The organism is Bradyrhizobium stylosanthis (genome assembly GCF_001641335.1).
Lineage (GTDB): Bacteria > Pseudomonadota > Alphaproteobacteria > Rhizobiales > Xanthobacteraceae > Bradyrhizobium > Bradyrhizobium stylosanthis.
Genome location: NZ_LVEM01000004.1, coordinates 498,328 through 520,382, shown reverse-complemented (window position 1 = coordinate 520,382; position 22,055 = coordinate 498,328). Strand labels below are relative to the sequence as shown.

The window sequence follows — 22,055 nt, the reverse complement described above, 5'->3', positions numbered from 1 at the left end:
CGGGATTTTGCCGGGGCCTGTAAAACGGAGCCCATAATTATAATAAGGTGTGGTGCGGCCGATCCCGGCTGCTGTGGTATTTTGCCCCTGCAGGCGGTTGAAATGCCGCGCCGCACCCTATAGACCGGCAGCATTCGAGGGAATCTGCGGTAGCCCGGTCTTCCGTCGTTCCCCGCTGTTGGGGCGTAGCCAAGCGGTAAGGCAGCGGATTTTGATTCCGCCATTCGGAGGTTCGATCCCTCCCGCCCCAGCCAGCGCTGCGCTCCCAATCCGTCGCATTGGCCGATTTCGTCTGACCCAGCAGATTGATGGAAGAGATTGACGGTAACTACCTCAGGTCGCACAATCTGGTTTTACTTTCCCTTCGGAACGCATGCAGCGAGATTTCGGATGCGCCGAGTTCGTATTATTTCCGATCTGCATTTGGGAGGCACGTATCCAGTTCCGCCGGCCCCAGGGAAGCGCGGCTTTCGCTTGTGCACCCGCGCCGACCAGATCGTTCGCTTCGTCGAGGACTTGGCTCAGGAGATTGCCGCGAAGGGCCCAAGCGAGCTCGTTCTGAACGGCGATACGGTCGACTTTCTCGCCGAACTCGATGGAGAGCAGGCCGACAGCTGGGCGCCCTTCACTGCTGATCCCGGCCAGGCGGTCAGCAAGTTCAAAGCCATCGTCGAGAGGGATCCGGGCGTCTTCGCTGCGCTCAACCGCTTTCTGGATGTGGGAGGTCGGCTGACCATTCTGCTCGGCAACCACGACATCGAGCTGAGTCTTCCTCCCGTGCGGGCCGAACTGCGCAAAGCGCTGGGCGTCAAGCCCGGACACGATTTCGAATTCATCCATGACGGCGAAGCCTATGTGACTGGCGATGCGCTGATCGAACACGGCAATCGATACGATGCGTGGAATCAGGTCGACCTCGACGCCTTGCGCCGGGTCCGGTCCCTGATGTCCCGCCGGCAGGAAGTGCCCAAGCAGTATCAGTTCGTTCCGCCGCCCGGCAGCCAGATGGTCACGTCGGTCATCAACAAGATCAAGCGCGACTACGCGTTCGTGGACCTGCTCAAGCCGGAAGATTCCGCCGTGGCGCCGATCCTGCTTGCCCTCGAGCCAAGTTATCGAAAGCGGTTTGGCGAGTTGGCGCGCTTTTGGTACTGGACCCGGAGTCATGGGCTCGAGGGTCCTGTTCTTCCGAAGTTCGGCGGTGACATCAAAGCGGACGTCGTCGCGAACAAGAAGCCGTTCGGCCAGGACATCAGGGCCACGGTGGCTCCCGGCATGGGCTCGGCGCAGTCGATTCTCGCCGGTGTTGACAACGATGCCACGCTGAAGGTTGCGATCGGCGATTCGCTCGGCGGCGCCGGAGCGGACTTTCTCCGCCAGCTCGACGACGATTCCCGGGGCGCGCACCCGGGAATGGGAACGGATGTCAGCGCCAGTGAAACGTTCAATACTGCGCTGGGGTTTTTCAATCTGGCCTTCGGCTCGAGTGCTGCCGACAAACGCATGCGGGCGCTGCTGACTGCGATTCGAGGACTGCAGAAGGAAGGCAGCTTTGATGAAACCAGGGAGACGGCAAAGGAATATCTGGATGGCGCGAGCGAGCTCGTGAAGGGTGGCTTTCGCTATGTGGTGTTCGGCCATACCCACCAGGCGAAGCGGGTCAGCCTTGGCGATGGGCGCTGGTATTTCAATTCGGGCACATGGGCCGACGTGCTGCGCTTTCCGAACGAGATATTGACGCTGCCGGAGCCCGATGCGCTCAAGCAGCTGGATCGCTTCGTTCAAAAGTTGAAGGCCGGCGACTTCTCGGAATGGACGCTGTTCCGGCCAACCTATGTTCTGCTCGACATCGACGATAACGACAAGGTTGCGGACGCGAAATTGTGCGCGGCGCCGACGTCATAGACGATCGGGACAGTGAGTTTTTTCAGCGTGCCGGCATGTTGTGACATGTATTGCGGGAAGGCGGAATGGACGAGAGCACGCGTGCGGTAATCGCCCAAGTGACCGCGACGAGTCCAGCGGGCTCGGTGCGTGGAACGGCTTTTCTCGTCGCGCATGATCTTGTGGCGACGGCTCTGCACAACGTTGCCGATCGCAACCAGGAAGAGGCCGTTTTCTTCCAGGACATCAAATTGACGTTCCCCGGCCACGAGACCGCGGCTACGCCGGTGAAGTGGGATCGGATTGCCGACTGCATGCTGCTCCGTTGTGGGGTCCCGCCGCCCTCCGAGACACATACGCCGCTGGCGCTACGCGAGCTGCACCGTTCGGGCGGCGAATGGGAGACTTACGGCTACGCAAACATGCAGCCGGCGGATGGACTGACGGTCAGTGGTGACGTGACCAATCATGCCGGCGAACTGTTCGGCGGGCCGGCGATTCAGCTCTACAGCAAACAACTGGCTGGCGGGATCGGCGGCGACGCCCGAGGGCTGTCCGGTGGCCCGGTGCTGATGCGGGACGTCGTGGTTGGTCTGATGCGGTTCGCGTTGGGTGACGAAGATCACACCATCGGCGGTGTCGTCTATGCCTGTCCCGTGAAGTTCTTCGCAGTTCTCGACCCTGTGCTGTCGGTTCAGCAGATGCCGACGGTGCAGACGGTTCTCAACGACGATCAGGTCAAAGAGCTCATACCCATTTACGTAAAGGAGTTCTCCGCCGCGGATAACGCGATCGGAACGATCGTAAAATACTCGCTGGGTCTCGAGCTGGACCAGGTGACCAATCCGGGCCAGCCGTTCGAGACCATCGTCACATACCTTCTGACATGGGCCAATCAGCAGGGGAGCGGTCCGATGGAAGCGCTCCTGAATGCGACCTTGAGGGCGCGCCCGGCGAACAACGACTTGCGGGAGCTGTGCAGGAGGTACGCGCCGGGCGTGCTGAACCCTCCCGATACGGGCGGAATGATCTACAAGGCCGCGCGAGCGCTTGAAGTGTTGTCGACCCTGGTCCAGACGAACGCGCCGGCAAACGCTATCGCCTGCAGCTATCGTGGCGACGTGCTGATCATCCTGCAACAGGTTCATGTCGTAGAACAATACAAGGCGCTTCACAATATTCTGCACAATCTCCAATTCAAGCTGGAGGCGATCGAGCTGGCGCTCAGTTCGCCCGCGAGCGATCCCAGGGCCAACGCGGCGCTGGAGCGTTTCGCGGAGGAAATCCACGATTATGCCCAAGATGCCGAGGAGAAGATCCGCGGACTCGATACCGAGCAGGTGGAGTTGGGCTGGATCAACCCGCTCAAGGCGCGCAGCGATGAAATGCGCGAAGTCGCGGACCCTGCCGCAAGCATGAACGATCGCGGTCAGGTTTACACCACGCTGCGATCGGCGGTTACGACGGCGGCCCCGCAGATCAACCGTTCCCTGGCGGAAGCCGCCGGAAAGCTTGGTCTTCTCGCCCTGATGACCATGATCGACGAGGTGGTCAGCGTGTCGGACCCGGCCCCGGCGGAGGCGAAAGACCTGGCGAGCGGTGCCGCGGCAGTGGGTACGATTCGCGTCTCCGTTGCTGGCCTGATCAAGGAGCACTTCGCCTGGCAAGCTGTCAGCACCGAAGTCGACGGAGCGATGAATTCGATCCGGCATCAGCCGCAGGGGAAGATCTTTCAGTGGCCTCTGTTCGAGAAACGGCTGCGCGCGCTGTGCGCCATGTATCCGGAAGAGCTCTGGTCGAAGCGGTTGCTGGAGCGCCTCGATAAGTGGATCGCGGCAACGCCAAGCGCGCGGCCGGATGCGATCGAACGAGAACAAGGTAAGATCGCGCTGCTTGCCTTTTCCGGCTCCTGCGACGATCGGTTCTATCGTCTCGATGAATCGGTCAAGTCGATGTCGGAGAAGATCGTGCAACTGGCGCCGTCGCTCAACCGCCTGCTTGGAGCATTGACGTCATGATGGCCGCCAATCAGCATCACGAACCGTATCTTTCGATGGACGCGCTGCGGCGTGCGCACGAGTACCTGTTCGACAATCTGCCGATCAACGAACGCACCGGATCGCTGACGGAATCGGGGGCAAAGCAGATCGAGGAGTTCATCTCGCGCGCGATCGTGACCGGCGCCGTGCTCGATACGTTGGTCGACCGGAGGGAGGCCCAGGGACTGATCGACTATTGGGTCGCCAGCGCATTCACGAAACTCCAGCCAGGCAGTGTTGCGCAGGCATCTGAATCCAAGAGCGCCGATTCGTCGGTGGTCACCTCGCAGCGGGATCCGACATACCAGGATCGGCCCGACAATCAGCTCGAGCCGTTCGATCCGGCTGTAGTCGACGCTGCCGCCAAACGGGCAGATGATTTCATTCAAGGGCTTTCCACCAAGGAGACAGACCTCGTACGGCGCGTCTTGCTGGGCCTCCTCAATTTTCCGGAACACGATGAGGAGATCAGTTCGAAGCCGACGCGTCGCGAAGAGCTCAATAAGTTCGGCAAGGAAGTCGACGAGTTGCTCGATGGATTGAAGAATGCCGGTATTCTCGTCGAAAGACCGACGGGGGAGAGCGAGGAACTCTCGCTCGCCTATCTCGCCTTGACGCGCCGATGGTCTTGGCTCGCCAAGGAAATCGACAAGCGCCAAAATCTGAGCGATCTGGCCTTGAGCTGGATCGGCAGCAACCGTTCAAGCGGAGCCCTGCTCGACTGGCGTCTGATCCGTCGCTTCCGCGAATACGGCAATCTCAAGCAATGGGAAACCGATTTCATCAATGCGAGCAGCCGGTGGAATTTCATAAAGCTGTGCGTGGCGGTCACCGCCGCCCTCGTCATCGGTGTAGTTGCCCTGGCCAGCTCGTCTGCCTACGAGAAGCTATACGTCCCAATAAAATCCCCGTCGGTCGTGCAGGAAATCGACGACAAGGGAACACCGGACGCAACGAAGGCAGAAGACATACGATGGCTGACGACGTATCACCAGAAGCTGGAAGTACAAGGCCTAAGGCTTGTTGAGAAGGCAAGTAAGGATCTGCACGGAATCGCGGCCGCAGGTGCTCAATTCAAGGATTCGAAACTGAGAAATGTGGTTTTCGACGAAGCCGCGCTCGCTTCTGCCTCATTCAGTGGTGCCGTCCTTGACAACGTCAGTTTCAAGAAAACAAAACTTTATCGGGCGAACTTCGATGGCGTCTACCTGTGTGGGCAAGCGGATTTTTCCGGCGCCGACATCACGGGCGCGTCATTCAAGCGTATCAAGTTTCGGGACGACAATGTTCCAATTTTTGCCGATGCGCCGTGGTGGCAAGCCAAAGGGTGGAGCTTTGATCAAGTCACGGCTCTTGAGAAGAAGTATCCTCGGAAGGACATCAGTCAAAACGATAGGCTCAAATCCCTTTTGGCCAGGAACGCTTCCTCCAGGGACGTCTATGAGAGGGCGAGTCTCAATAAGGATGAAAAATCGGAACGGATGGCTTCTCTCAACAACGAGAGGGCGTGGACTCTGGCGACTTACGGACAGATCGCCGATGGAGAAGCCGAAGCTGCGGCCCTTGCCGCGATGAAATATTATGAGGAAGCCAAAGACAAGGCTGATCTGGCGTGGGCGGCGGCCGGCACAGCGGATACGCTGGCGTACATCCTCATGCAGAAGCCTGCAAAGGACGACGAGGAAGAGAAGGGCAACTTCACGAAAGCGGCCGTCTTCCTGGAGCGGGCGCTCGCAACTCTCGACGATGCGGAGCTGAATTTCCGCTATGCTGTTGCTTTACACGTCCTCGGGCAGGACGATAAAGCAAAGGAACAATTGCGAATGGCCATTCCGGAGAAGCTGTACGAGCCCACCCATGAGTTGCTTCTTCTCCACAAACATTTCACGGGGGCTTTCAAAGTAGAGGTCATGAATTTGACGGGAAAAACGGACCGCACGACCGAGGGCCTGGACAAATTCTGTAAGACGCTCAACTCCCGCACCTGAACGAGATGCCGGTGTCGATCAGCTGACGGCGAAGGATATGCTCCCCGCACCATGAAGATCGTGGTCGACCAGCGATGCTGCGACGATCTGACCAGCCGACCTAAAAACCCAGCAAACAGCGTCCCTTATAGGCAGGTCCGTGATTTGAGAACCGAACAGAGGACGGACTAGGTTTGCAGGCACGGCGTACTTGTTGTACTGTGCTACTTTAAGACGTAGTAGGAGCTTAAAATGACGAGGATTTTAGTCCTGCGTATTATATTGGTCGTAGTGCTTGGATTAGGCGTTGGAGCAGCCTTTGTGGCCATGCCAGCCGCTGCCAACTGCGGTTCTTGCCGTTGATGATTCTCTTCCTCGCCAGTCATGCTGGCGATTGTCTGGGCACTTGGCGTGGCCAGTCGTTGTGGGCTTGCCGGACGCGAGCGCACCGTAAATTTGCCTATTAGGTCGTTGCCGAGCGCCGCGCCGGGCTTCGCTACCCCTCGTATTGATCAAGTCCCATCGCGCACGACGTCTGATCGTGGCCGTACGCATAATTGCGGTTGTCCACCGCCGGGGTGCGGTTGACCATCGGGCGCATGAACATCGGATGGGTCGCCGAGCGCACCTCGTGCTCGACGGTGAAGAGGGGCTTGCCGCTGTCGAGATCGACGATGTCGCAGAAGCGGTACTGGTCTTGATTGTCCGCGTGCGAGATCAGGTCGCGCGCCAAGTGTCTTTCACAAGCGCGACACTGATCGAGCAGGCGGTCATCAACGTCAATCGCGTGCCATCAGGCAATCTCGGCCAGACTGCCGCGCCCGCCGACATCTACCGCACGAGGGACGACTGGGTGCTGTGGGCCAGGTGACGGGCCATCCGCTGTTCAAGCAACTGAGACACGCGCGGTCCTGCGCGCGGAGATTTCCGTTGAGGACTCCGACACTGGTCAATACCATGACAAGGTATTGATCGACATTCGACCGACGTGGCGGGGATGGTGGCAGGTTCAAAGAGAGCGCGCGGGGGAAGCGGCCGCGTCAAGCTCGAGGAGGTCGCCCGCAAGGCCAATGTCTCGACCGCGACGGTCTCGCGCGCCTTCAACGAGCCCGACAAGGTGTCCGAAGAGGTCAGGCAGCGGGTCAAGGACGCCGCGCGCGCGCTGAACTGGATTCCGAACGCGGCCGGACGGGCGCTGGCCTCGCGCCGGACGCATATCGCCGGCGCCATCATCCCGACGCTCGACAACGAAATCTTCGCCCACCAGATCAGCGGCATGCAGAGCGTGTTCTCGGAACGCGGCTTCACGCTGTTCCTGGGGTGCTCGAACTACGATCCGGACGAAGGCCTGAGACAGGCCGACGCCATGCTGGCGCGCGGCGTCGAGGCGCTTGCCGTGGTCGGTGAAAGCCATCCGCCCGAGCTGTTCGAGGCGCTCAATTCGCGCGGCATTCCCTATGTCGTGACCTACTCCTACAACAAGGCCTCGCCGCATCCGTGCATCGGCTTCGACAACCGCGCCGCCTTCCACCGCATGACGGATCATTTGCTGTCGCTCGGCCATCGCCGCTTTGCCGCGATCTTTCAGCCCGACACCAACAACGACCGCGTCAAGGAGAGGCTTCGCGGCATCCGTGACGCGCTCGCGTCGGCCGGTCTGGACATCGCCGCGCAGGATCTGATGATGGGTCCTTCGACGCTGGAGTTCGGCGCGGAAAGCTTTGCGGCCTTGATGACGCGCACGGTGGGAAGCCGCGCGACCGCGATCGTCTGCGGCAATGACAATCTGGCGCTCGGCGCGCTGATGGCCGCGCGTGAGAGCGGCTTGGAAGCGCCCCGGGATTTTTCGATCACCGGCTTCGACGATCTTGCGATCTCGTCGCGCTTCTCGCCCGGGCTCACGACGATGAAGGTCGACAATCAGGAGATCGGCGTGCTGGCAGCCAACGAGCTGCTCGCCGTGATCGCGGGCGAGCAGGCGCGGGCCCAGTCCCGGGAGATCGTCCCTGTCATGAAAGTCCGCGAGAGTGCGGGCAGGGCGCAACCCCGCTGAGGCACGCCGGCGGGGCGACAATCATCTCCTCGACAGTTCGCGCAAATGCCCCGGAAGGGGGTACTTGACTCCCGCTATGTAAGCGCTTACATGGCCGCGTTTTGAAATGCCATGAGAGCAACCGGCGGGCCCCTCGCCGGGACGGGACGGAGAGGAAACGACAATGCGCGACAGCCTTTTGCGATGGGCGAGATACTGCTCGATGGCGGTTTCACTGCTCTTGCCGGTGATGGGAACGGCGAGCCCCGCAGCCGCCGAGGAGAAGCTCGTCCTCTGGTGGAACAAGGGCTACTACAAGGCCGAGGAAGACGCGCTGCTCGACGTCATCAAGAAGTTCGAGGCCAAGACCGGGGTCAAGGTCGAGCTGTCGCAATATGCGACGCAGGACATGATGCCGAAGCTGGTGGCGGCCCTCGATGCGGGCAGCCCGCCCGACGTCACCTATGCGGACACCTACCATTTCCAGGGCGCCGGCAAGTGGGCCTCCGAAGGCAAGCTGGTCGACCTGACCTCGGTGCTCGCGCCGATCAAGGGCGAGTTCTCCCCGCAGTCGCTCGACACGGTCATGCTCTACAACGACAAGACCAAGGCGAAGGCCTATTACGCCTTCCCGCTGAAGCAGGCGACGCTGCATCTGCATTACTGGAAGGACATGCTCGAGGAGGGCGGCCTTAAGGACGCCGACATCCCGAAGGATTGGAAGGGCTTCTGGTCGTTCTGGTGCGACAAGGCGCAGCCCGCCGTGCGCAAGGCCTCGGGCAAGCGCATCTACGGCATCGGCCATCCCATGGGCGTCGACGCCACCGACAGCTTCATCTCCTTCCTCGTGTTCATGGATGCCTACAACGTCGTGCTCGTTGACGACAACGGCAAGCTGCTGGTCGACGATCCCAAGGTGCGCGCGGGCCTCATCGCCGCCATGACGGATTATGTCGAGATCGCCGCCAAAGGCTGCACGCCGCAATCGGCGACGAGCTGGAAGGATCCCGACAACAACGTCGCCTTCCACAACAAGACGACGATCATGACGCACAATTCGACGGTGTCGCTGCCCGGCAAATGGCTGGACGATTCCAGCAACGAGACGCTCACCGCCGAGCAGCGCGACGAGGCGAAGAAGAACTATTACGATCGCATCCGCACCATGGTCTGGCCCAACAAGCCGGATGGCTCGCCGGTCCACACCCGCGCCTCCGTGGTGGTCGGCCTGATCTTCGAGCAGGCCAAGAACAAGGAGCGCGCCAAGGAGTTCGTGTCGTTCCTGCTGCGCGACGAAAACCTCCAGCCCTATATCGAAGGCGCCCTCGGCCGCTGGTTCCCGGTCAAGACCGCGGCGCAGAAGTCCGCGTTCTGGGACGGCGACGTGCATCGCCGCGCCGTGCGCGACCAGTTCTTCGCCGGCGTCGGCGGCTACGAGATGAGCAAGAACTACAAGTTCACCACGCTCAACAACGAGAACGTCTGGATGAAGGCGGTGAACGCCATCGTCACCAACAAGGTGCCGGTCGACAAGGCCGTCGACGACATGATCGCGCGCATCAAGGACGTCGCGGGCAACTGACCGCCGGCCGCAATCGTTACGCTCACGCGTCGCAAGGCGCGTGAGCGGTCCGAGATCACCTTGCAGGCGAAGCTTCCGGGAGATCGTCGTTCCATGTCTGAGATCACCATCTTCGGCTCGATAAACGTCGACCTCGTCGCCGGCGTCGACACGATCGCCAGGCCCGGCGAGACGGTGCTGGCGAGCGGCTACGCGACGCTCTGCGGCGGCAAGGGCGCGAACCAGGCGGTCGCCGCCGCGCGCGTGTCGCCGCAAGGGCGGGTCGCCATGGTGGGCCGGGTCGGGCGCGATGCGTTCGGCCAGCGCTGTATCGACAACCTCGCGGCCAACGGCGTCAACGTCGATCGCGTCACCGTTGGAGCGGAGCCGACGGGATGCGCCTTCATCAGCGTCAGCGCCGACGGCGAGAATGCCATCACGGTTGCGAGCGGGGCCAATGGCTGCCTTGCAGCCGATGCAACTGCCGAGCTGTCCGCGACGACGACCCTTGTGCTTCAGATGGAGGTCCCCTTCGCGACCTCGCTGCTGGCGGCCCGGCGCGTCCGCGCAGCGGGCGGACGCGTGGTCTGGAATCTCGCGCCCGTTCCCGAGCGCCTGAGCGAAGCCGAGCTGCGCGCGCTGCTGGAGGCCACCAGCGTTCTCGTCGTGAACGAGCACGAGGCTCTCACCGCGGCGCAGCGCTTCGGCTGGACCGGCACCGACTTCGAGGCGGCCACGGCCGCTCTCGCGGCGGACGGCGGCGTGACCTGCATCGTGACCGCGGGACCGCTGGGCGCGCGCGCGTTCCATCCCGACGGGGCGCACCAGGCCGTTGCGGCCGAACGGATTCTGCCGATCGATACGACCGGGGCGGGCGACACGTTTGTCGGCATTCTCGCGGCGGGGCTGGACGAGGGGCGCGGCTGGCAGGAGGTGCTCGCCCGCGCCTGCCGCGGCGCCTCGCTGGCCTGCCTCGCCCACGGCGCGCAGCGCGGCATGCCTACCGCCGAGCAGTTGTCGTGAGCGCAGCCGGCGGACTTGTGCATGTGCCGCTGACCGGAGAGACTAATCACCGAATTCAACGTCGCCGAATTCAACGTCCTTGGAGCTGACTTGTGACTGCAACCATCAAAGGCATCATTCCCGTGATGCTGACGCCGTTCACCGAAGCGAATGCGATCGACTATCCGGGCCTGGAGAAGCTGATCGAATGGTACATCGCCAACGGCGCCGATGCGCTGTTTGCCGTCGCCCAGTCGAGCGAGATGCAGTTCCTGGGCCTCGATGAGCGCGTCGCGCTGGCGCGCTTCGTCGCAAAGCAGGCGGCCGGCCGGGTGCCCGTGATCGCCTCCGGCCATGTCAGCGAAACGCGCGAGGATCAGATCACCGAGCTGACCTCGATCGCCCGGACCGGCGTCGACGGACTGGTGCTGGTGACGAACCGGTTCGACCCGAAGGGGCAGGGCGGCAGCGTCTTCATGGACAATCTGCGCGGCCTGCTCTCTGCGCTCCCCGCAGGCCTTCCGCTCGGTCTCTACGAATGTCCCGCGCCGTTCCGCCGGCTGATGTCCGACGACGAGCTGGCGTTCTGCGCCGACAGCGGCCGCTTTGCGATTCTCAAGGACGTGTCGTGCGACCTTGCGACCGTGCAGCGCCGCGTGGCCCTGACAAAAAGCACCTCGCTCGCCATCGTCAACGCCAATGCCGCGATCGCCTTCGACGCCATCAAGTCCGGATCGGCCGGCTTCACCGGCGTGTTCACGAACTTCCATCCCGATCTCTACAAATGGCTGCTGACGAGCTATTCGCGGCATCCGGCCCTGGCCGATGAGCTCTCGGTCTACCTCGCGCTCGCCGCGATGGCCGAGCCGATGGGCTATCCAAAGCTCGCGAAACTGTACCACCAGAGGCTCGGCACGTTCTCGTCCATCCGCAGCCGCGCCGTGGACTTCGACATCCGTGAGCGGTTCTGGGCGCTCGATGCGCTGCTGGACAAGATCATGCAGGGGCAGGCGAGCTTCCGCGCCAGGATCGCGGCCGCGGGCTGATCGAGGCGATCGCCGCTCTGTTCGTTCAGAGCGAGCTGCCGCCGCAGATGACGAGCTGCTGTCCGGTGATGGCGGCCGCTTCCGTCGAAAGCAGGAAGGCGACGGCGCCCGCGACTTCCTCCGGTTGCACGAAGCGGCCGATCGGCGGCAGTTTCGGCGTGACACCGGCGCGCGCGGGATCCCTCAGCATCGGCGTCTCGGTTGCGGCGGGCGCGACGACGTTGACCGTGATGCCGCGCGGCGCGAGCTCGATTGCCCAGGATCGCGCCAGCGCGACCAGCGCCGCCTTGGTCGCGGCATATTGGCCGCGGCCGGCCGCGCCGGATGCGGTGCGACTGCCGATGAAAACGATGCGCCCGCCCTTGGGCAGGCGCGGTGCCAGCGCATCGGCGAGGCGCTCGGCGACGTCGACATGCAGCCGCCACATCGTGGCGCTGTCGTCATGGTCGAGCGATCCGAGCGTGCCGACTTTGAGCAGCCCCGCGGCATGAACGAGCGCGGTCGGCGCGAGGCCGGCAACGGCGTCGGCGATGCCGCCGATATCGTTGAGGTCGAGCGACAAATGATCGAAGGCCGGATGGTCGAACGTCGCCGGACGGCGGCTGATCCCGGTGACCCGCCAGTCCTCGCGCAGCAGGCGCTCGACGATCGCCGCACCGATCCCCGAGCTCGCGCCCGTCACCAGCGCGTGTGGCCTATTGTCCATGACCTCAGCTCCGCGTGGCGCGCGTCACCCACGGTTCGGTCACGCGGACATATTTGATGGCGCGGCGGTGGAAGGTGAAGGCAGTGTGGAGCGCGCCGTCGGGGGTCTGTTTGACGGAAGGGTAGGACAGCTCGCGATTGGTCTGGTCGCGCGAGTTGTTGGTCATGCAATAGCCGTCGCCGGTTTCGACGTTGCGCTTGGTCCAGCTCCGTCCGCCGTCGGTGGAGACGGCCAGCGTCATCGGTGCCCGCGGCGCGCCCCAGAACGCGGTGCGTCCGTCGGCCGTGCTGCCATCGCCGGCGAGCACGGGCGGCAGATCGTCCTCGATCTCGTCATAGAGCGACAGGCGGCGTCCGGTGGCGTCCCTGGCGCTGGAATCGTTGAAGACGAGCGCGAGATGTCCATTGCCGAGCCGCGTCAGCTGGATCGAAGAATTGTTGTTGGGGAGCGCGGTCGCAACCGGTGCCGACCAGCTGCGGCCGTGATCGGTGGAGCGGCTCTGATAGATGTTGTCGGCCCAGCGGCTGCGATACATCGCAACCAGCGAGCCGTCGTCGAGGCGCGCGATGCTCATATGCACGCAGCCGCGGCTGCCGGGGACGTCGACGTCGCGCCAGGTTGCGCCGGCGTCGGACGAGATCTTCACCGCGCTGGTGTCCTCGTCGCCGTTCCATTTCCGGCCCGGCGTGCTGTGGCAGTAGAATACGGGCAGCAGCCAGTCGCCGTTGTCGAGCACGACGATCGGCTGCCGGATGAAGGTGCCGCGGCCGCGGTGCTCGGGGAACAGCGTCTCGATCGGGCCCCAGCTCTTGCCGTTGTCGCGCGAGAGGCGGCGGCGGATCAGGGCGGTGTCCTGGTTGCCGGCGAGCTGCGCCGTCCACATCAGCCACAGCGTGCCGTCGGGGGCGGGGAACAGCACGGGATTCTGCTCCGAACGTCCCTTGTCGTCGGACAGTTTCTCGGCCGGCGACCACTGCGTCGCGCCGCGCGGCAGGCGCGAGAAATACACCGAGATGTCCGACATGCCCTCCTGCGTGCCGCCGAACCAGACGCAGGCGAGGTCACCGTTGGCGAGCGGCATCAGGTTGGCGGCGTGGTTCTGCACGCAAGGCGAGGGGATGAAGGCGTCGAACCTATCAGGATCGCCGGCCGCCTGGCGAACGACGCCGTCCGCGGCGATCTCGATATCGGGGCTCACGATCTCGGTATCGGCGATCATGTCGAAGTCCTTTCCACGAATGCGTTGGGTTGGGCCGGCTGCGGCGTCGCGGGACCAGCCGGAGCGCGCCCCAGCGCGATGCGCTCGATCGCCATCACCACCAGCGGCGTTGCGGCCGCGACATACATGTTGTCGATGCCGAAGGGGTTGCCGAGCATGTACCAGGCGGTGGTCGAGACCGCCGCACCGATCAGGCCGGCGGTGGCGCCCCGATTGCTGGCAAACAGCGGCAGATAGAAGCCCATCATCGCCACGATCGTGATCGACAGCCGCAGCGCCCGCGTGAAGAAGGACAGCTTGAGGATCTCCGGAATGAAGAACACGAAGACCAGCGGCACGATGGCGATTACGATCGAGAACACGCGGGTCATCTTCAGCTCGCGCTCCGGCGTCGGTTGCCAGTAGGGCACGTAGAAGTCGCGCACCACCAGCGAGGCGATGGCGAGCGCGACGGTGCAGACGCTGACGAAGATCGAGGCGACCAGCGAGGTCGTCACGAAGGCAGAGGCGAGCGGCGGCATCTTCTCCAGGAACACCGGCAGCGCGTAGAGGCTGTTCATGTCGGGGTAGAGATATTTGGCGGCAACCCCGATCAGCGCGAGCAGGAAGCCCAGCGGCAGGCAGAACGCCGCCGCATAGAAGGTTGCCTTGCGGGCGTCGTCCGCGCTCGGGGTCGAGGAGATCGCCTGTACGATGAACTGCGTCGAGAAGATCGCGCCGACCGTGCCGAAGGTCCAGGCGAAGATGGTCGTGAAGCCGATCTTGCCGTCCCAGGTGAAGTAATAGTCCGGAAGCTTGGCCTTGATCGGCGCAATGCCGCCGGTCAGCGACATCGCGACCGCGAAGATGATGACGATGCCGACCACCTTGAACGCGCTGTGCAGGATCGTCACCCAGGCGACACCCTTCAATCCGCCGAACACGTAGTAGAAGGTCGAGACCACTGCGATGATGCACATCGCGACCGGCATGCTGACATGCAGCGCGGTGGCGATCGCGGCGGCGCCGCTCACGTAATTGCCGACGTTCACCAGCAGCAGCGCGTAGATCATGATCACGGACACGGTGAGCATGGTCGACTTGCCGTATTTCTGCGCGATCGCGGCGGAGATGGTGTATTCGCCGGAATTGTAGAGCTTCTTCACCATCAGCAGGCCGAACAGCAGAAAGCCGATCGAGGCGCCGAGCACGGCCCATCCCGCGGCCATGCCCGACTGGAACGCTTCCTGCGCCGTGCCGACGGTCGACTTGGCGCCGACGAACTCGGACATCATCAGCACGCCGACAACCACCGCCGGCATGGCGCGGGCGGCGGTCATGAACTGCTCGCTGGTCCGGCTGCGCAGCTTGAGCGTGAGCCACGAGGTGAAGGCGATGTAGGCGACGATCATCGCGACGATGAGCGTGCTGTCGCCATTGAGGATGGCTTGCATCGGTGATGTTTCCTCCGGTGGCGCGGATGCGGAATTGTCCGTTCATCTCGCGCTATTCTATAATGTTCGGAATGCGAACAATTGTTCTTTAATCTCATTAGACCCGCACGGACGCGCTGCGTCAAGCGGAGCCGTTCCGGTCGCGCGACGGGGCGCGCCGGGCGGCCGGCATTGCCGCAGCGCGTTCAAAGGGTTCCCTGGAGGATGAGTGGCACGGCTGCGGCGCCCTATTCGGCGCTGCGTTTCCAGGCGCCGGTGCCGAGCTTGCCGGTGATCACCGCCGTCGCATCGTGGATCTCGTATGCGCCGCCATCGCTGTAGCCTGACAGGCCCTTGACGGCGCGCAACGTCCAGCGGCCGTTCGCGGCGGTGATCGTGCCTTCGTGCGCACGGGCCGAGCGCAGCGGCTCGGCGTGGAATCTGTAGGTGCCGTCGCCTATGATCTCCCAGATCCAGCGCGACTGGCCGCGGCTATTCGGCACCATGATTTCCCAGGTGCCGACCAGCGCGGGATCGATCGTCGGCGTGACAGGCCTGCGCGGCGGCGCAGGCGCGACGACCGCGGGAAGCGGAGCGAGCGGTGCCGCACCATCGGCACCGGCCGCCGGCGGGCCGGCAAGGTAGATCGCCTTGCGCGACAGCGAACCGTAGACGAACGGCTGCTGTTCGTTGCGGGTCGCCTCCATCACGTCGTCGCGGACATTGCGGAACATGAACGTCACCTCGACGCCCGGCGCCTCGATGTTGCGCAGGAGCGCCGCCGCAAACGGGCTGTTGCGCGCATCGCCGTCGAGCGCCGTGGTGCCGTCCCGCGCGGCATAGGCAACCAGAACGTTACCGACGGGCTCGATGCGGCCCAGCCCGCCCGTCGTGGCCGCTCGCGTGGCGATCGAGCGTTTCATCCTGGCGGCAAACGGATTGTCGCGGCAGGCGTCCAGGATGACGAGGCCGAGGCTCGTGGTGTTGGACACCTGCGACATCACGCTGTGCAGGTTGATGGCCTCGTTCGCCGCGTCCGTGTCGCGCTTCAGCTCGGCGTCGACGGGGATCAGCCAGTTCTCTCCGTTGATCTCCATGCCATGGCCGGCGAAGTACACGGCCGCCATGTCGGCGCCGGCGGCCTCGCGCCCCAATGCGATCAGGCCGCGGCGCATCTCGTCGAAGCTGGCGTTCGTGGCGAGCGAGACGGTGAAGCCGAGCCGCTTCAGGGCCGCGGCGATGTCGCTCGCGTCGTTCGGCGGATTGAGCAGGACGGGAACGTTCCTGTAGGCGCCGTTGCCGATGACCAGCGCGACCCGCCGGCCTTCCGCCGCTGCGGCCGTCCGCGCCACGCCGGCGAACGCGGCCGCCGCCGTCAATCCCGAAACGAATTCGCGCCGATTCATGGGATCCCGCCGGCTCGAGCCAGCGTCCATCCTAGCGCAACCGGTCCGGCGGAGCCACGGGGCGGTGCTAGTTCGCGTTTAGTGCCGTCCTGGCGACCTCGGCCATCCAGCTCGAGGCGACGGGAAGGATCGCATCGTTGAAATCGTAGCGCGGGCCGTGCAGCTCGGCTCCGTCGCGCAATTCGCCGTTGCCGATCCAGACGAAGGCGCCGGGCCGCTGCTGCAGATAGTGGGCAAAATCTTCGCCGGCCATGCTCGGCGCGAGGTCGCGGCGCACCTCGGCGCGCACCTTCTCCGCGGCGATGCTTGCAAGTGCGGCTTCCGCCGGGGTGTTGATCACCACGCCGACGCCCATGACGATCTCGGGCGAGACCTTGACGCCGAAGCTCGTCGCGATCCCCGCGCAGGTTCGCTCGATCCCGCCGAGGATGATGTCCTTGGTGCCCTCGCGATGAAACCGCAGCGTGCCGCGGATCGTGACGCGGCCGGCGATCTGGTTCGGCGCGGTGCCGCCCTCGATCGTGCACAGCGACAGCACGGCAGTGTCGAGCGGATCGACGCTGCGCGAGACGACCGATTGCAGCGCCACGATCAGATGGCCGGCCGCCATCACCGGATCGCGCGTGAGGTGCGGCATGCCGGCGTGGCCCGCATGGCCCTCGATGGTGATGGTGATGCGTCCGCCGGAGGCCATGACCACGCCGTCATGGACCGCGATGGTGCCGGCCTGGAGGCCCGGCCAGTTGTGGAAGCCGAACACCTGGTCCATCGGAAAGCGCTCGAACAGCCCGGCCGCGACCATCGCGCGCGAGCCGCCATAACCTTCCTCGGCCGGCTGGAAGATGAAATCAACCGTGCCGCTCCAGCTCGGATCATTGGCGAGCAGCGCGGCGGCACCGAGCAGCGAGGCGGTATGCCCGTCATGGCCGCAGGCATGCATCACGCCGGGATTGTTGGAGGCATAGGGCAGGCCGGTATCCTCGGTGATCGGCAGCGCATCCATGTCGGCGCGCAGGCCGACGCGGCCCTGTGCCGACCCGCGCGTCAACGTCGCGACGATGCCGTGGCCGCCGACGCCGGCCTCGAAGGGGATGCCGAGCTCGGTGAGCTTCTCCTGCACGAAGGCGGCTGTGGCCTTCTCCTGGAGGGACAGTTCGGGATGGGCATGCAGATGCCGGCGCCACGCGGTCAGTTTCTGGTGCAGCTCGGGGGTCAAGGTGGGACTTTCGTTGGGAGGGCCGGCTGATGCCAGCATAGCGGAATATTGCGAGACTACATCAGGCACCGGCGAATGCCTCGCGTGCAGCTCCGCCGTCATGGCCGGGCTTGACCCGGCCATCCACGTTCTGCTTGTCGCACGAAGAACGCGGATGCCCGGGCGTGACGGCGCGCCCTACGCCGCCAGCTTCGCCAGCCCCTTCCAGTCGAAGCCGATGCCGTGGCCCGGACGGTCCGGCGCCAGCGCCTTGCCGTCCTGAAGCACCAGGGGATGCTCGATATATTTGTCGAGGCCAAAACCGTGCGCCTCGAGATACGAACGGTTCGGGCAGGCCGCGAGCAGATGCACGGTGATGTCATGCGCGCCGTGGCTGGTGACGGGCAGGTTGAACGCTTCCGCAAGCCGCGCGATCTTCATGAAGGCGGACACGCCGCCGCAATTGGTGACGTCGGGTTCGGGATAGGACACCGCGCCCGCCACGATGTAGTTCTTGAACTCCCACAGCGAGCGCAGATTCTCGCCCGCCGCGATCGGCACGCCGCCGGCCTGCATGATTCGAGTGTGGCCAGCGACGTCGTCGGGAATGATCGGTTCCTCCAGCCACGTCAGGTCGTAGGGAACGAAGGCGCGGGCAGCGCGGATCGCTTCCTCCACCGTCCATTTCATGTTGGCATCCGCCATCAGCGGAAAACCGTCGCCGAGATGCTTGCGCATCGCCGCCACGCGCGCGACGTCGGATTTTAGGTCGGGCCGGCCGACCTTCATCTTGATGGCGCGAAAGCCCTTTGCGAGATTGCCGTCGGTCTGCGCGAGCAAGGCTTCGACGGAGAGATCGAGGTCGATGCCGCCGGCATAGCAGGGCACGCGCGCATCGAAACCGCCCAGCAACTGGTACAGCGGCAGCTTCGCGCGCCGCGCTTTCAGATCCCACAGCGCGATGTCGAGCGCGGAGAGCGCCAGCACGGCCGGTCCGCCGCGCCCGCCGTAATGCAGGCCCCACCAGACGTGGTGCCAGATCGCCTCGGTGTCGTCGGCCTCGCGGCCCTCGACCAGCGGCGGGATCTCGCGTTTGAGAATGTCGGCGGTCGCCCCGCCATTGCGCCCGACCGTATAGGTGTAGCCCACGCCTTCGGCGCCATCGGCATCGCGGATGCGGCAAGTGATCAGCTCGAACGCCGCGATCTCGCCATGCGTGGAGTCGGACAGCGTGACGGGCAGGGGGATCCGGTAGAGGGCGGATTCGATCTTCGCGATGCGCGGCATGTGGCCTCCCGATTTTTCTTTTTGGTTCGCGGTTTCGTAGGATGGGTAGAGCGCAGCGAAACCCATCATCATCAACTTGGCAAGTCGCGATGGGTTTCGCTAACGCTCTACCCATCCTACGCTCTAGCGATCCCGCTCATCGCTTGAAAGCATAATAGGTGATGCTGATCGAGGCCCGGTGCGGCGGGGTTCGCCACACCGACATATCGAGCGTATCGCCGCTGCCGGCGCCGACACGCCAGCTCGCCAGGCGATGATTGTCGTCGTTGGACGGCTTGTCGGTCCGCTCACGGGCCTTCAACGACGTTTCGATCAGCCCGGGCAGCACTTCAGTCGAGACGCCGACGGCCGAGACCGAGCAGCTCACGCTTGGAGCATCGTCGGGTCCTGCGAAATAGGCCGTCATGCTGCCGATCCTCTCGCCCCGCCTGATCAGCTTGGCCGAGTAGAGCAGGTCGATCTTGGGCCCACGCTCCATCTCGGCCGTGATCGGGCCGCCGTCGCTGACGAAGCCCAGACCCGTTGCGATGCGCTCGACCTGGCTTGGCCTCGCCGGCTTGGGAGCGCAGACCTTCGCGAAGAGATCGACCAGCAAGGCGCTGTTGTCCTCTTCCGCGCCGGCCGCGCCCACAAGCGCCAGCAGCGCAAATCCCGCGAGCGCGAACCGGACCACGCAAGTCACCGCATCGTCGCGAGCTGCACCGCCAGCGCGCACGCGCGGTCGTATTCGTCGAGATTGATCCACTCGTCGATCGTGTGCGCCTCGTTCTGGCCGGCGCCGAACGTCACCGTGGGAACGCCGTGACGGACCATCCAGTTGGCATCGAGGCCGCCATTGGCGGTGCGGACATTCGGGGTGCCGCCGACCGCCGACACCGCCTCGACTGCGCGCTTGATGACGGGCTGGCTGTCCTTCATGCGGAACGGATAATAATCGGTCTCGGCCTTGAACTTGACCTTGCCGGACTTGCCTTGCGCGTTCGTCACCTTCTTCGCGGCCTTCTCGAACGCGGCCTTGTAGGCTTTGGTGATCTCCTTGAAGAACTTTCCGTCATGGCTGCGGCTCTCGCCGCGCACATGCACGTAGTCGGTGACGACGTTGGTGGCATCGCCCGCGGGGCGGCCCTCGCCGCCGGTGACGGGGCCGACATTGCTGGTGCCCATCTTTGCGCTCGCGCCCTTGCCCTTCACCACCTTGCCGAACCAGCCGCCGGCCTTCACGTCCGCAAGCGCGAGCGCCATGATCATGGTCGAGGAGATGCCGCGCTCCGGCGCCACGCCGGCATGCGAGGCGCGGCCCATGATCTCGACGGTCCAGCGGTCGGCGCCGACCGCGCCGATGATGACATTGGAGGCCGAGCCGCCGTCATAGTTGAACGCCATCACGGGCGCGCCGAGCTCGTCGAGCTTGACGTGGCGCGCGCCATAGAGGCCGCTCTCCTCGCGCACGCAGAACAACAGCGTGATCGGCGGATGATCGAGCTTCTGCTTCTCGAGCTCGGCCGCCAGCGTCACCAGCACGCCGCAGCCGCAGCGGTTGTCGCCGCCGAGCGCGGTCTTGGCTTCGTTGACGATCTTGCGGCCGGACTTTTTCGGCTTGGCGCCGGCGCAGAGCGGCACGGTGTCCATGTGAGTCATGAACATGATGCGCGGCTGGTTGTGCAGCGCGCCGCGGCCGGGCAGGTCGACAATGAGATTGCCGGTCTCGGTCGGCACCGGAATGCGCGTGTTGGCATCGTCGAGCCGGATCGCCTTGGCCGGCACGCCGGCCTCCTTCAGCGCGGCGGTGAGCTCGCGCCCGATCGCCGCCTCCTGTCCGGTGACGCCCTCGATCGCGAGGAAGCGCATGAGACGATCGGTGGCGGCTTTGGTGTCGACGGGCATGATTCAGTCCCTTGGTGCATCAACTCGTAGGATGGGTAGAGCGAAGCGAAACCCATCGAGCCATGCACGAAAATGATGGGTTTCGCTTCGCTCTACCCATCCTACGAATTCGCCGTCGTATAAGTCAAAAAGATCACGACGCCGAGCGCCAGCGCGGCGGCCATGAACAGCAGCACGGCCGGCAAGCCTGCGAACGCCGCCACCGCGCCGGTCACGGACTGCATCAGCGCAGTGCCGAGGAAGAAGGCGAGATTGACCGCGGCGAGCGCCTTGCCCGCGACCTGCGCGTCGACGAGTTGCCGGGACATGCCGAACAGCAATGGCTGCGCCGAGGTGAAGAGCCCGATGAGCACGAACAGTGCCAGATCATAGCTCGGCGGCATGACGGTCACGCCGAACAGCCATGCGACGGCGAGGTGCGGCGCGCCCAGTGCCATCAGCGCGAGCAGCACCGCGGCGAATCCGTGCGTGCCTGCGACCAGCGCGCGGCGACGACCGAGCCTGCGGTCGATCATGCCGACCAGCAGCGGTCCTGCGATCATCGCCAGCGTGAACGCGCCGAGCTGGTTGCCGGCCTCGATCCGCGTCAGTCCCTTGATCTCCATCAGCCACGGCCCGCCCCACAGGCCGCGCAGCACCAGCGAGCTCGCCAGCGACACCAGCGCCAGCGCGATCAGGCCGCGCAGCGGCCGCGACAGGCCGAGCCTCACCACCTCGATCATCTGCGACAGCGCCGAGGAATCGTCCTTGTGATCGGCCGGCTGGCTCGGCACCAGCACGAACACCGCGAGCGCGACCAAAATGCCGCCGATCGCGGAGATCCAGAATCCGGCGCGCCAGCCGTAGGTGTCGATCACGAAGGCGAGCGGGCTCGACGACAGCAGCATGCCGATATTGCCGATCGAGAGGATGGCGCCCGACCACAAGCCGAACCGCGCGGCCGACAATTGCTTGGCCGCGAGCGTCATCGGGCACATCAGCATGCCCGACGTGGCGACGCCCAGCATCAGCTGTCCGACCGCAAAACTCTGCGGTCCCGTCGCAAACCCCGACGCCACCGCGCCGAGCACGGTTCCCGCCAGCAGGCTCAGCGACACCGGGCGCACGCCGAACCGGTCCATCGCCGCGCCGACCGGGATCTGCGCAGCGGCGAAGGCGAAATGATAGACGGCGGTGAGGCTCGCCAGCGCTTGCGGCTCGATATGAAAATCCGCCGCCATCAGATCCAGGCTCACGGCCGGTATCGTGCGCAGCAATGTCGAGAGCATGTGGCCGCAGGCGAGCGCAACCAGCGCGAAAATCAGCGCGCGGGTGGCCTCGCCCGCGTCGTCGGCAGTAGTCCCCATCGGCGTAGCGTCCCGGCAATTTTCGTGTCGGCGTTACACGATCGGGGCGACCGTGCCAAGGTGATGCCA

General features: G+C 64.4%; 16 protein-coding genes, 1 tRNA gene and 2 pseudogenes. 9 read left to right on the top strand and 10 right to left on the bottom strand.

The genetic code is table 11. From position 1 onward, the window contains the following. The first annotated feature begins 179 nt into the window (after positions 1 to 179). The 4 genes from A7X65_RS28860 to A7X65_RS28845 all read left to right on the top strand — a co-directional run bounded on the left by A7X65_RS28860 (position 180) and on the right by A7X65_RS28845 (position 5,911). Positions 180 to 254 (top strand) — tRNA-Gln (locus A7X65_RS28860). Between the two features lie 136 nt (positions 255 to 390). Beyond that, entirely contained in the window at positions 391 to 1,905 is a 1,515-nt protein-coding gene (locus A7X65_RS28855) for a metallophosphoesterase family protein (protein WP_082885095.1), read from the top strand. Positions 1,906 to 1,970: 65 nt separating this feature from the next. Continuing rightward, the gene (locus tag A7X65_RS28850; protein ID WP_063691614.1) at positions 1,971 to 3,902 is read left to right on the top strand and encodes an effector-associated domain EAD1-containing protein; all 1,932 of its coding nucleotides are present in this window, start codon (positions 1,971 to 1,973) and stop codon (positions 3,900 to 3,902) included. Then, positions 3,899 to 5,911: a pentapeptide repeat-containing protein gene (locus A7X65_RS28845; protein WP_063691613.1), complete on the top strand. Its 2,013-nt coding sequence runs from the start codon at positions 3,899 to 3,901 to the stop codon at positions 5,909 to 5,911. The genes A7X65_RS28850 and A7X65_RS28845 overlap by 4 nt, the downstream gene beginning before the upstream one ends. 475 nt (positions 5,912 to 6,386) lie before the next feature. On the opposite strand, the pseudogene A7X65_RS28840 reads toward A7X65_RS28845, so the two are convergent. Continuing rightward, positions 6,387 to 6,623, bottom strand: a pseudogene (locus tag A7X65_RS28840) (hypothetical protein); the annotation flags it as partial. Between A7X65_RS28840 and A7X65_RS42120 the strand changes: the two are divergent. From A7X65_RS42120 to A7X65_RS28820, 5 genes and pseudogenes are all read left to right on the top strand, one after another. Beyond that, positions 6,612 to 6,784: pseudogene (locus A7X65_RS42120) on the top strand (CoA transferase); the annotation flags it as partial. The pseudogenes A7X65_RS28840 and A7X65_RS42120 sit on opposite strands and share 12 nt — an antisense overlap. 103 nt (positions 6,785 to 6,887) lie before the next feature. Further along, entirely contained in the window at positions 6,888 to 7,943 is a 1,056-nt protein-coding gene (locus A7X65_RS28835) for a LacI family DNA-binding transcriptional regulator (protein ID WP_063691611.1), read from the top strand. 202 nt (positions 7,944 to 8,145) lie between these two features. Further along, positions 8,146 to 9,504, top strand: a complete 1,359-nt coding sequence (locus tag A7X65_RS28830) for an ABC transporter substrate-binding protein (RefSeq protein WP_063691609.1) — start codon at positions 8,146 to 8,148, stop codon at positions 9,502 to 9,504. A 93-nt stretch (positions 9,505 to 9,597) separates the two neighbouring features. Continuing rightward, a complete protein-coding gene (locus A7X65_RS28825; RefSeq protein ID WP_063691607.1) occupies positions 9,598 to 10,506 on the top strand; it encodes a ribokinase in 909 nt (302 codons plus the stop codon). Between the two features lie 92 nt (positions 10,507 to 10,598). After that, positions 10,599 to 11,531 (top strand): dihydrodipicolinate synthase family protein, encoded by a 933-nt coding sequence (locus tag A7X65_RS28820; protein ID WP_082885094.1) that lies wholly within the window; start codon positions 10,599 to 10,601, stop codon positions 11,529 to 11,531. A 25-nt stretch (positions 11,532 to 11,556) separates the two neighbouring features. Here A7X65_RS28820 and A7X65_RS28815 read toward each other — a convergent pair whose 3' ends face one another. The 9 genes from A7X65_RS28815 to A7X65_RS28775 all read right to left on the bottom strand — a co-directional run bounded on the left by A7X65_RS28815 (position 11,557) and on the right by A7X65_RS28775 (position 21,986). Continuing rightward, the gene (locus A7X65_RS28815) at positions 11,557 to 12,237 is read right to left on the bottom strand and encodes an SDR family NAD(P)-dependent oxidoreductase (RefSeq protein WP_063691605.1); all 681 of its coding nucleotides are present in this window, start codon (positions 12,235 to 12,237) and stop codon (positions 11,557 to 11,559) included. 4 nt (positions 12,238 to 12,241) lie between these two features. Next, the gene (locus A7X65_RS28810; protein WP_063691603.1) at positions 12,242 to 13,456 is read right to left on the bottom strand and encodes a sialidase family protein; all 1,215 of its coding nucleotides are present in this window, start codon (positions 13,454 to 13,456) and stop codon (positions 12,242 to 12,244) included. Continuing rightward, positions 13,453 to 14,889: a sodium:solute symporter family protein gene (locus tag A7X65_RS28805; protein ID WP_063691601.1), complete on the bottom strand. Its 1,437-nt coding sequence runs from the start codon at positions 14,887 to 14,889 to the stop codon at positions 13,453 to 13,455. The genes A7X65_RS28810 and A7X65_RS28805 overlap by 4 nt, the downstream gene beginning before the upstream one ends. Positions 14,890 to 15,116: 227 nt before the next feature. Further along, positions 15,117 to 16,274, bottom strand: coding sequence for a caspase family protein (locus tag A7X65_RS28800; protein WP_063691599.1), 1,158 nt, complete (start codon positions 16,272 to 16,274; stop codon positions 15,117 to 15,119). A 67-nt stretch (positions 16,275 to 16,341) separates the two neighbouring features. After that, positions 16,342 to 17,490, bottom strand: coding sequence for an amidohydrolase (locus tag A7X65_RS28795; RefSeq protein ID WP_063691598.1), 1,149 nt, complete (start codon positions 17,488 to 17,490; stop codon positions 16,342 to 16,344). 177 nt (positions 17,491 to 17,667) lie between these two features. Further along, entirely contained in the window at positions 17,668 to 18,756 is a 1,089-nt protein-coding gene (locus A7X65_RS28790) for a mandelate racemase/muconate lactonizing enzyme family protein (RefSeq protein WP_063691596.1), read from the bottom strand. A 136-nt stretch (positions 18,757 to 18,892) separates the two neighbouring features. Further along, positions 18,893 to 19,429 carry a hypothetical protein gene (locus A7X65_RS28785; RefSeq protein ID WP_156528181.1) on the bottom strand — a complete coding sequence of 179 codons (537 nt, stop codon included), beginning with the start codon at positions 19,427 to 19,429 and terminating at the stop codon, positions 18,893 to 18,895. Positions 19,430 to 19,434: 5 nt separating this feature from the next. Beyond that, positions 19,435 to 20,640, bottom strand: coding sequence for a M20/M25/M40 family metallo-hydrolase (locus tag A7X65_RS28780; RefSeq protein WP_063691592.1), 1,206 nt, complete (start codon positions 20,638 to 20,640; stop codon positions 19,435 to 19,437). Between the two features lie 101 nt (positions 20,641 to 20,741). Further along, entirely contained in the window at positions 20,742 to 21,986 is a 1,245-nt protein-coding gene (locus tag A7X65_RS28775) for an MFS transporter (protein ID WP_063691590.1), read from the bottom strand. Between the last annotated feature and the right edge of the window lie 69 nt (positions 21,987 to 22,055).

Coding starts and splice junctions, on each gene's coding strand:
- A7X65_RS28810 (WP_063691603.1), bottom strand. CDS start 13,456: ATGATCGCCGATACCGAGATCGTGAGCCCCGATATCGAGATCGCCGCG.
- A7X65_RS28775 (WP_063691590.1), bottom strand. CDS start 21,986: ATGGGGACTACTGCCGACGACGCGGGCGAGGCCACCCGCGCGCTGATT.
- A7X65_RS28800 (WP_063691599.1), bottom strand. CDS start 16,274: ATGAATCGGCGCGAATTCGTTTCGGGATTGACGGCGGCGGCCGCGTTC.
- A7X65_RS28805 (WP_063691601.1), bottom strand. CDS start 14,889: ATGCAAGCCATCCTCAATGGCGACAGCACGCTCATCGTCGCGATGATC.
- A7X65_RS28855 (WP_082885095.1), top strand. CDS start 391: ATGCGCCGAGTTCGTATTATTTCCGATCTGCATTTGGGAGGCACGTAT.
- A7X65_RS28835 (WP_063691611.1), top strand. CDS start 6,888: ATGGTGGCAGGTTCAAAGAGAGCGCGCGGGGGAAGCGGCCGCGTCAAG.
- A7X65_RS28845 (WP_063691613.1), top strand. CDS start 3,899: ATGATGGCCGCCAATCAGCATCACGAACCGTATCTTTCGATGGACGCG.
- A7X65_RS28790 (WP_063691596.1), bottom strand. CDS start 18,756: ATGCCGCGCATCGCGAAGATCGAATCCGCCCTCTACCGGATCCCCCTG.
- A7X65_RS28780 (WP_063691592.1), bottom strand. CDS start 20,640: ATGCCCGTCGACACCAAAGCCGCCACCGATCGTCTCATGCGCTTCCTC.
- A7X65_RS28825 (WP_063691607.1), top strand. CDS start 9,598: ATGTCTGAGATCACCATCTTCGGCTCGATAAACGTCGACCTCGTCGCC.
- A7X65_RS28830 (WP_063691609.1), top strand. CDS start 8,146: ATGGCGGTTTCACTGCTCTTGCCGGTGATGGGAACGGCGAGCCCCGCA.
- A7X65_RS28850 (WP_063691614.1), top strand. CDS start 1,971: ATGGACGAGAGCACGCGTGCGGTAATCGCCCAAGTGACCGCGACGAGT.
- A7X65_RS28815 (WP_063691605.1), bottom strand. CDS start 12,237: ATGGACAATAGGCCACACGCGCTGGTGACGGGCGCGAGCTCGGGGATC.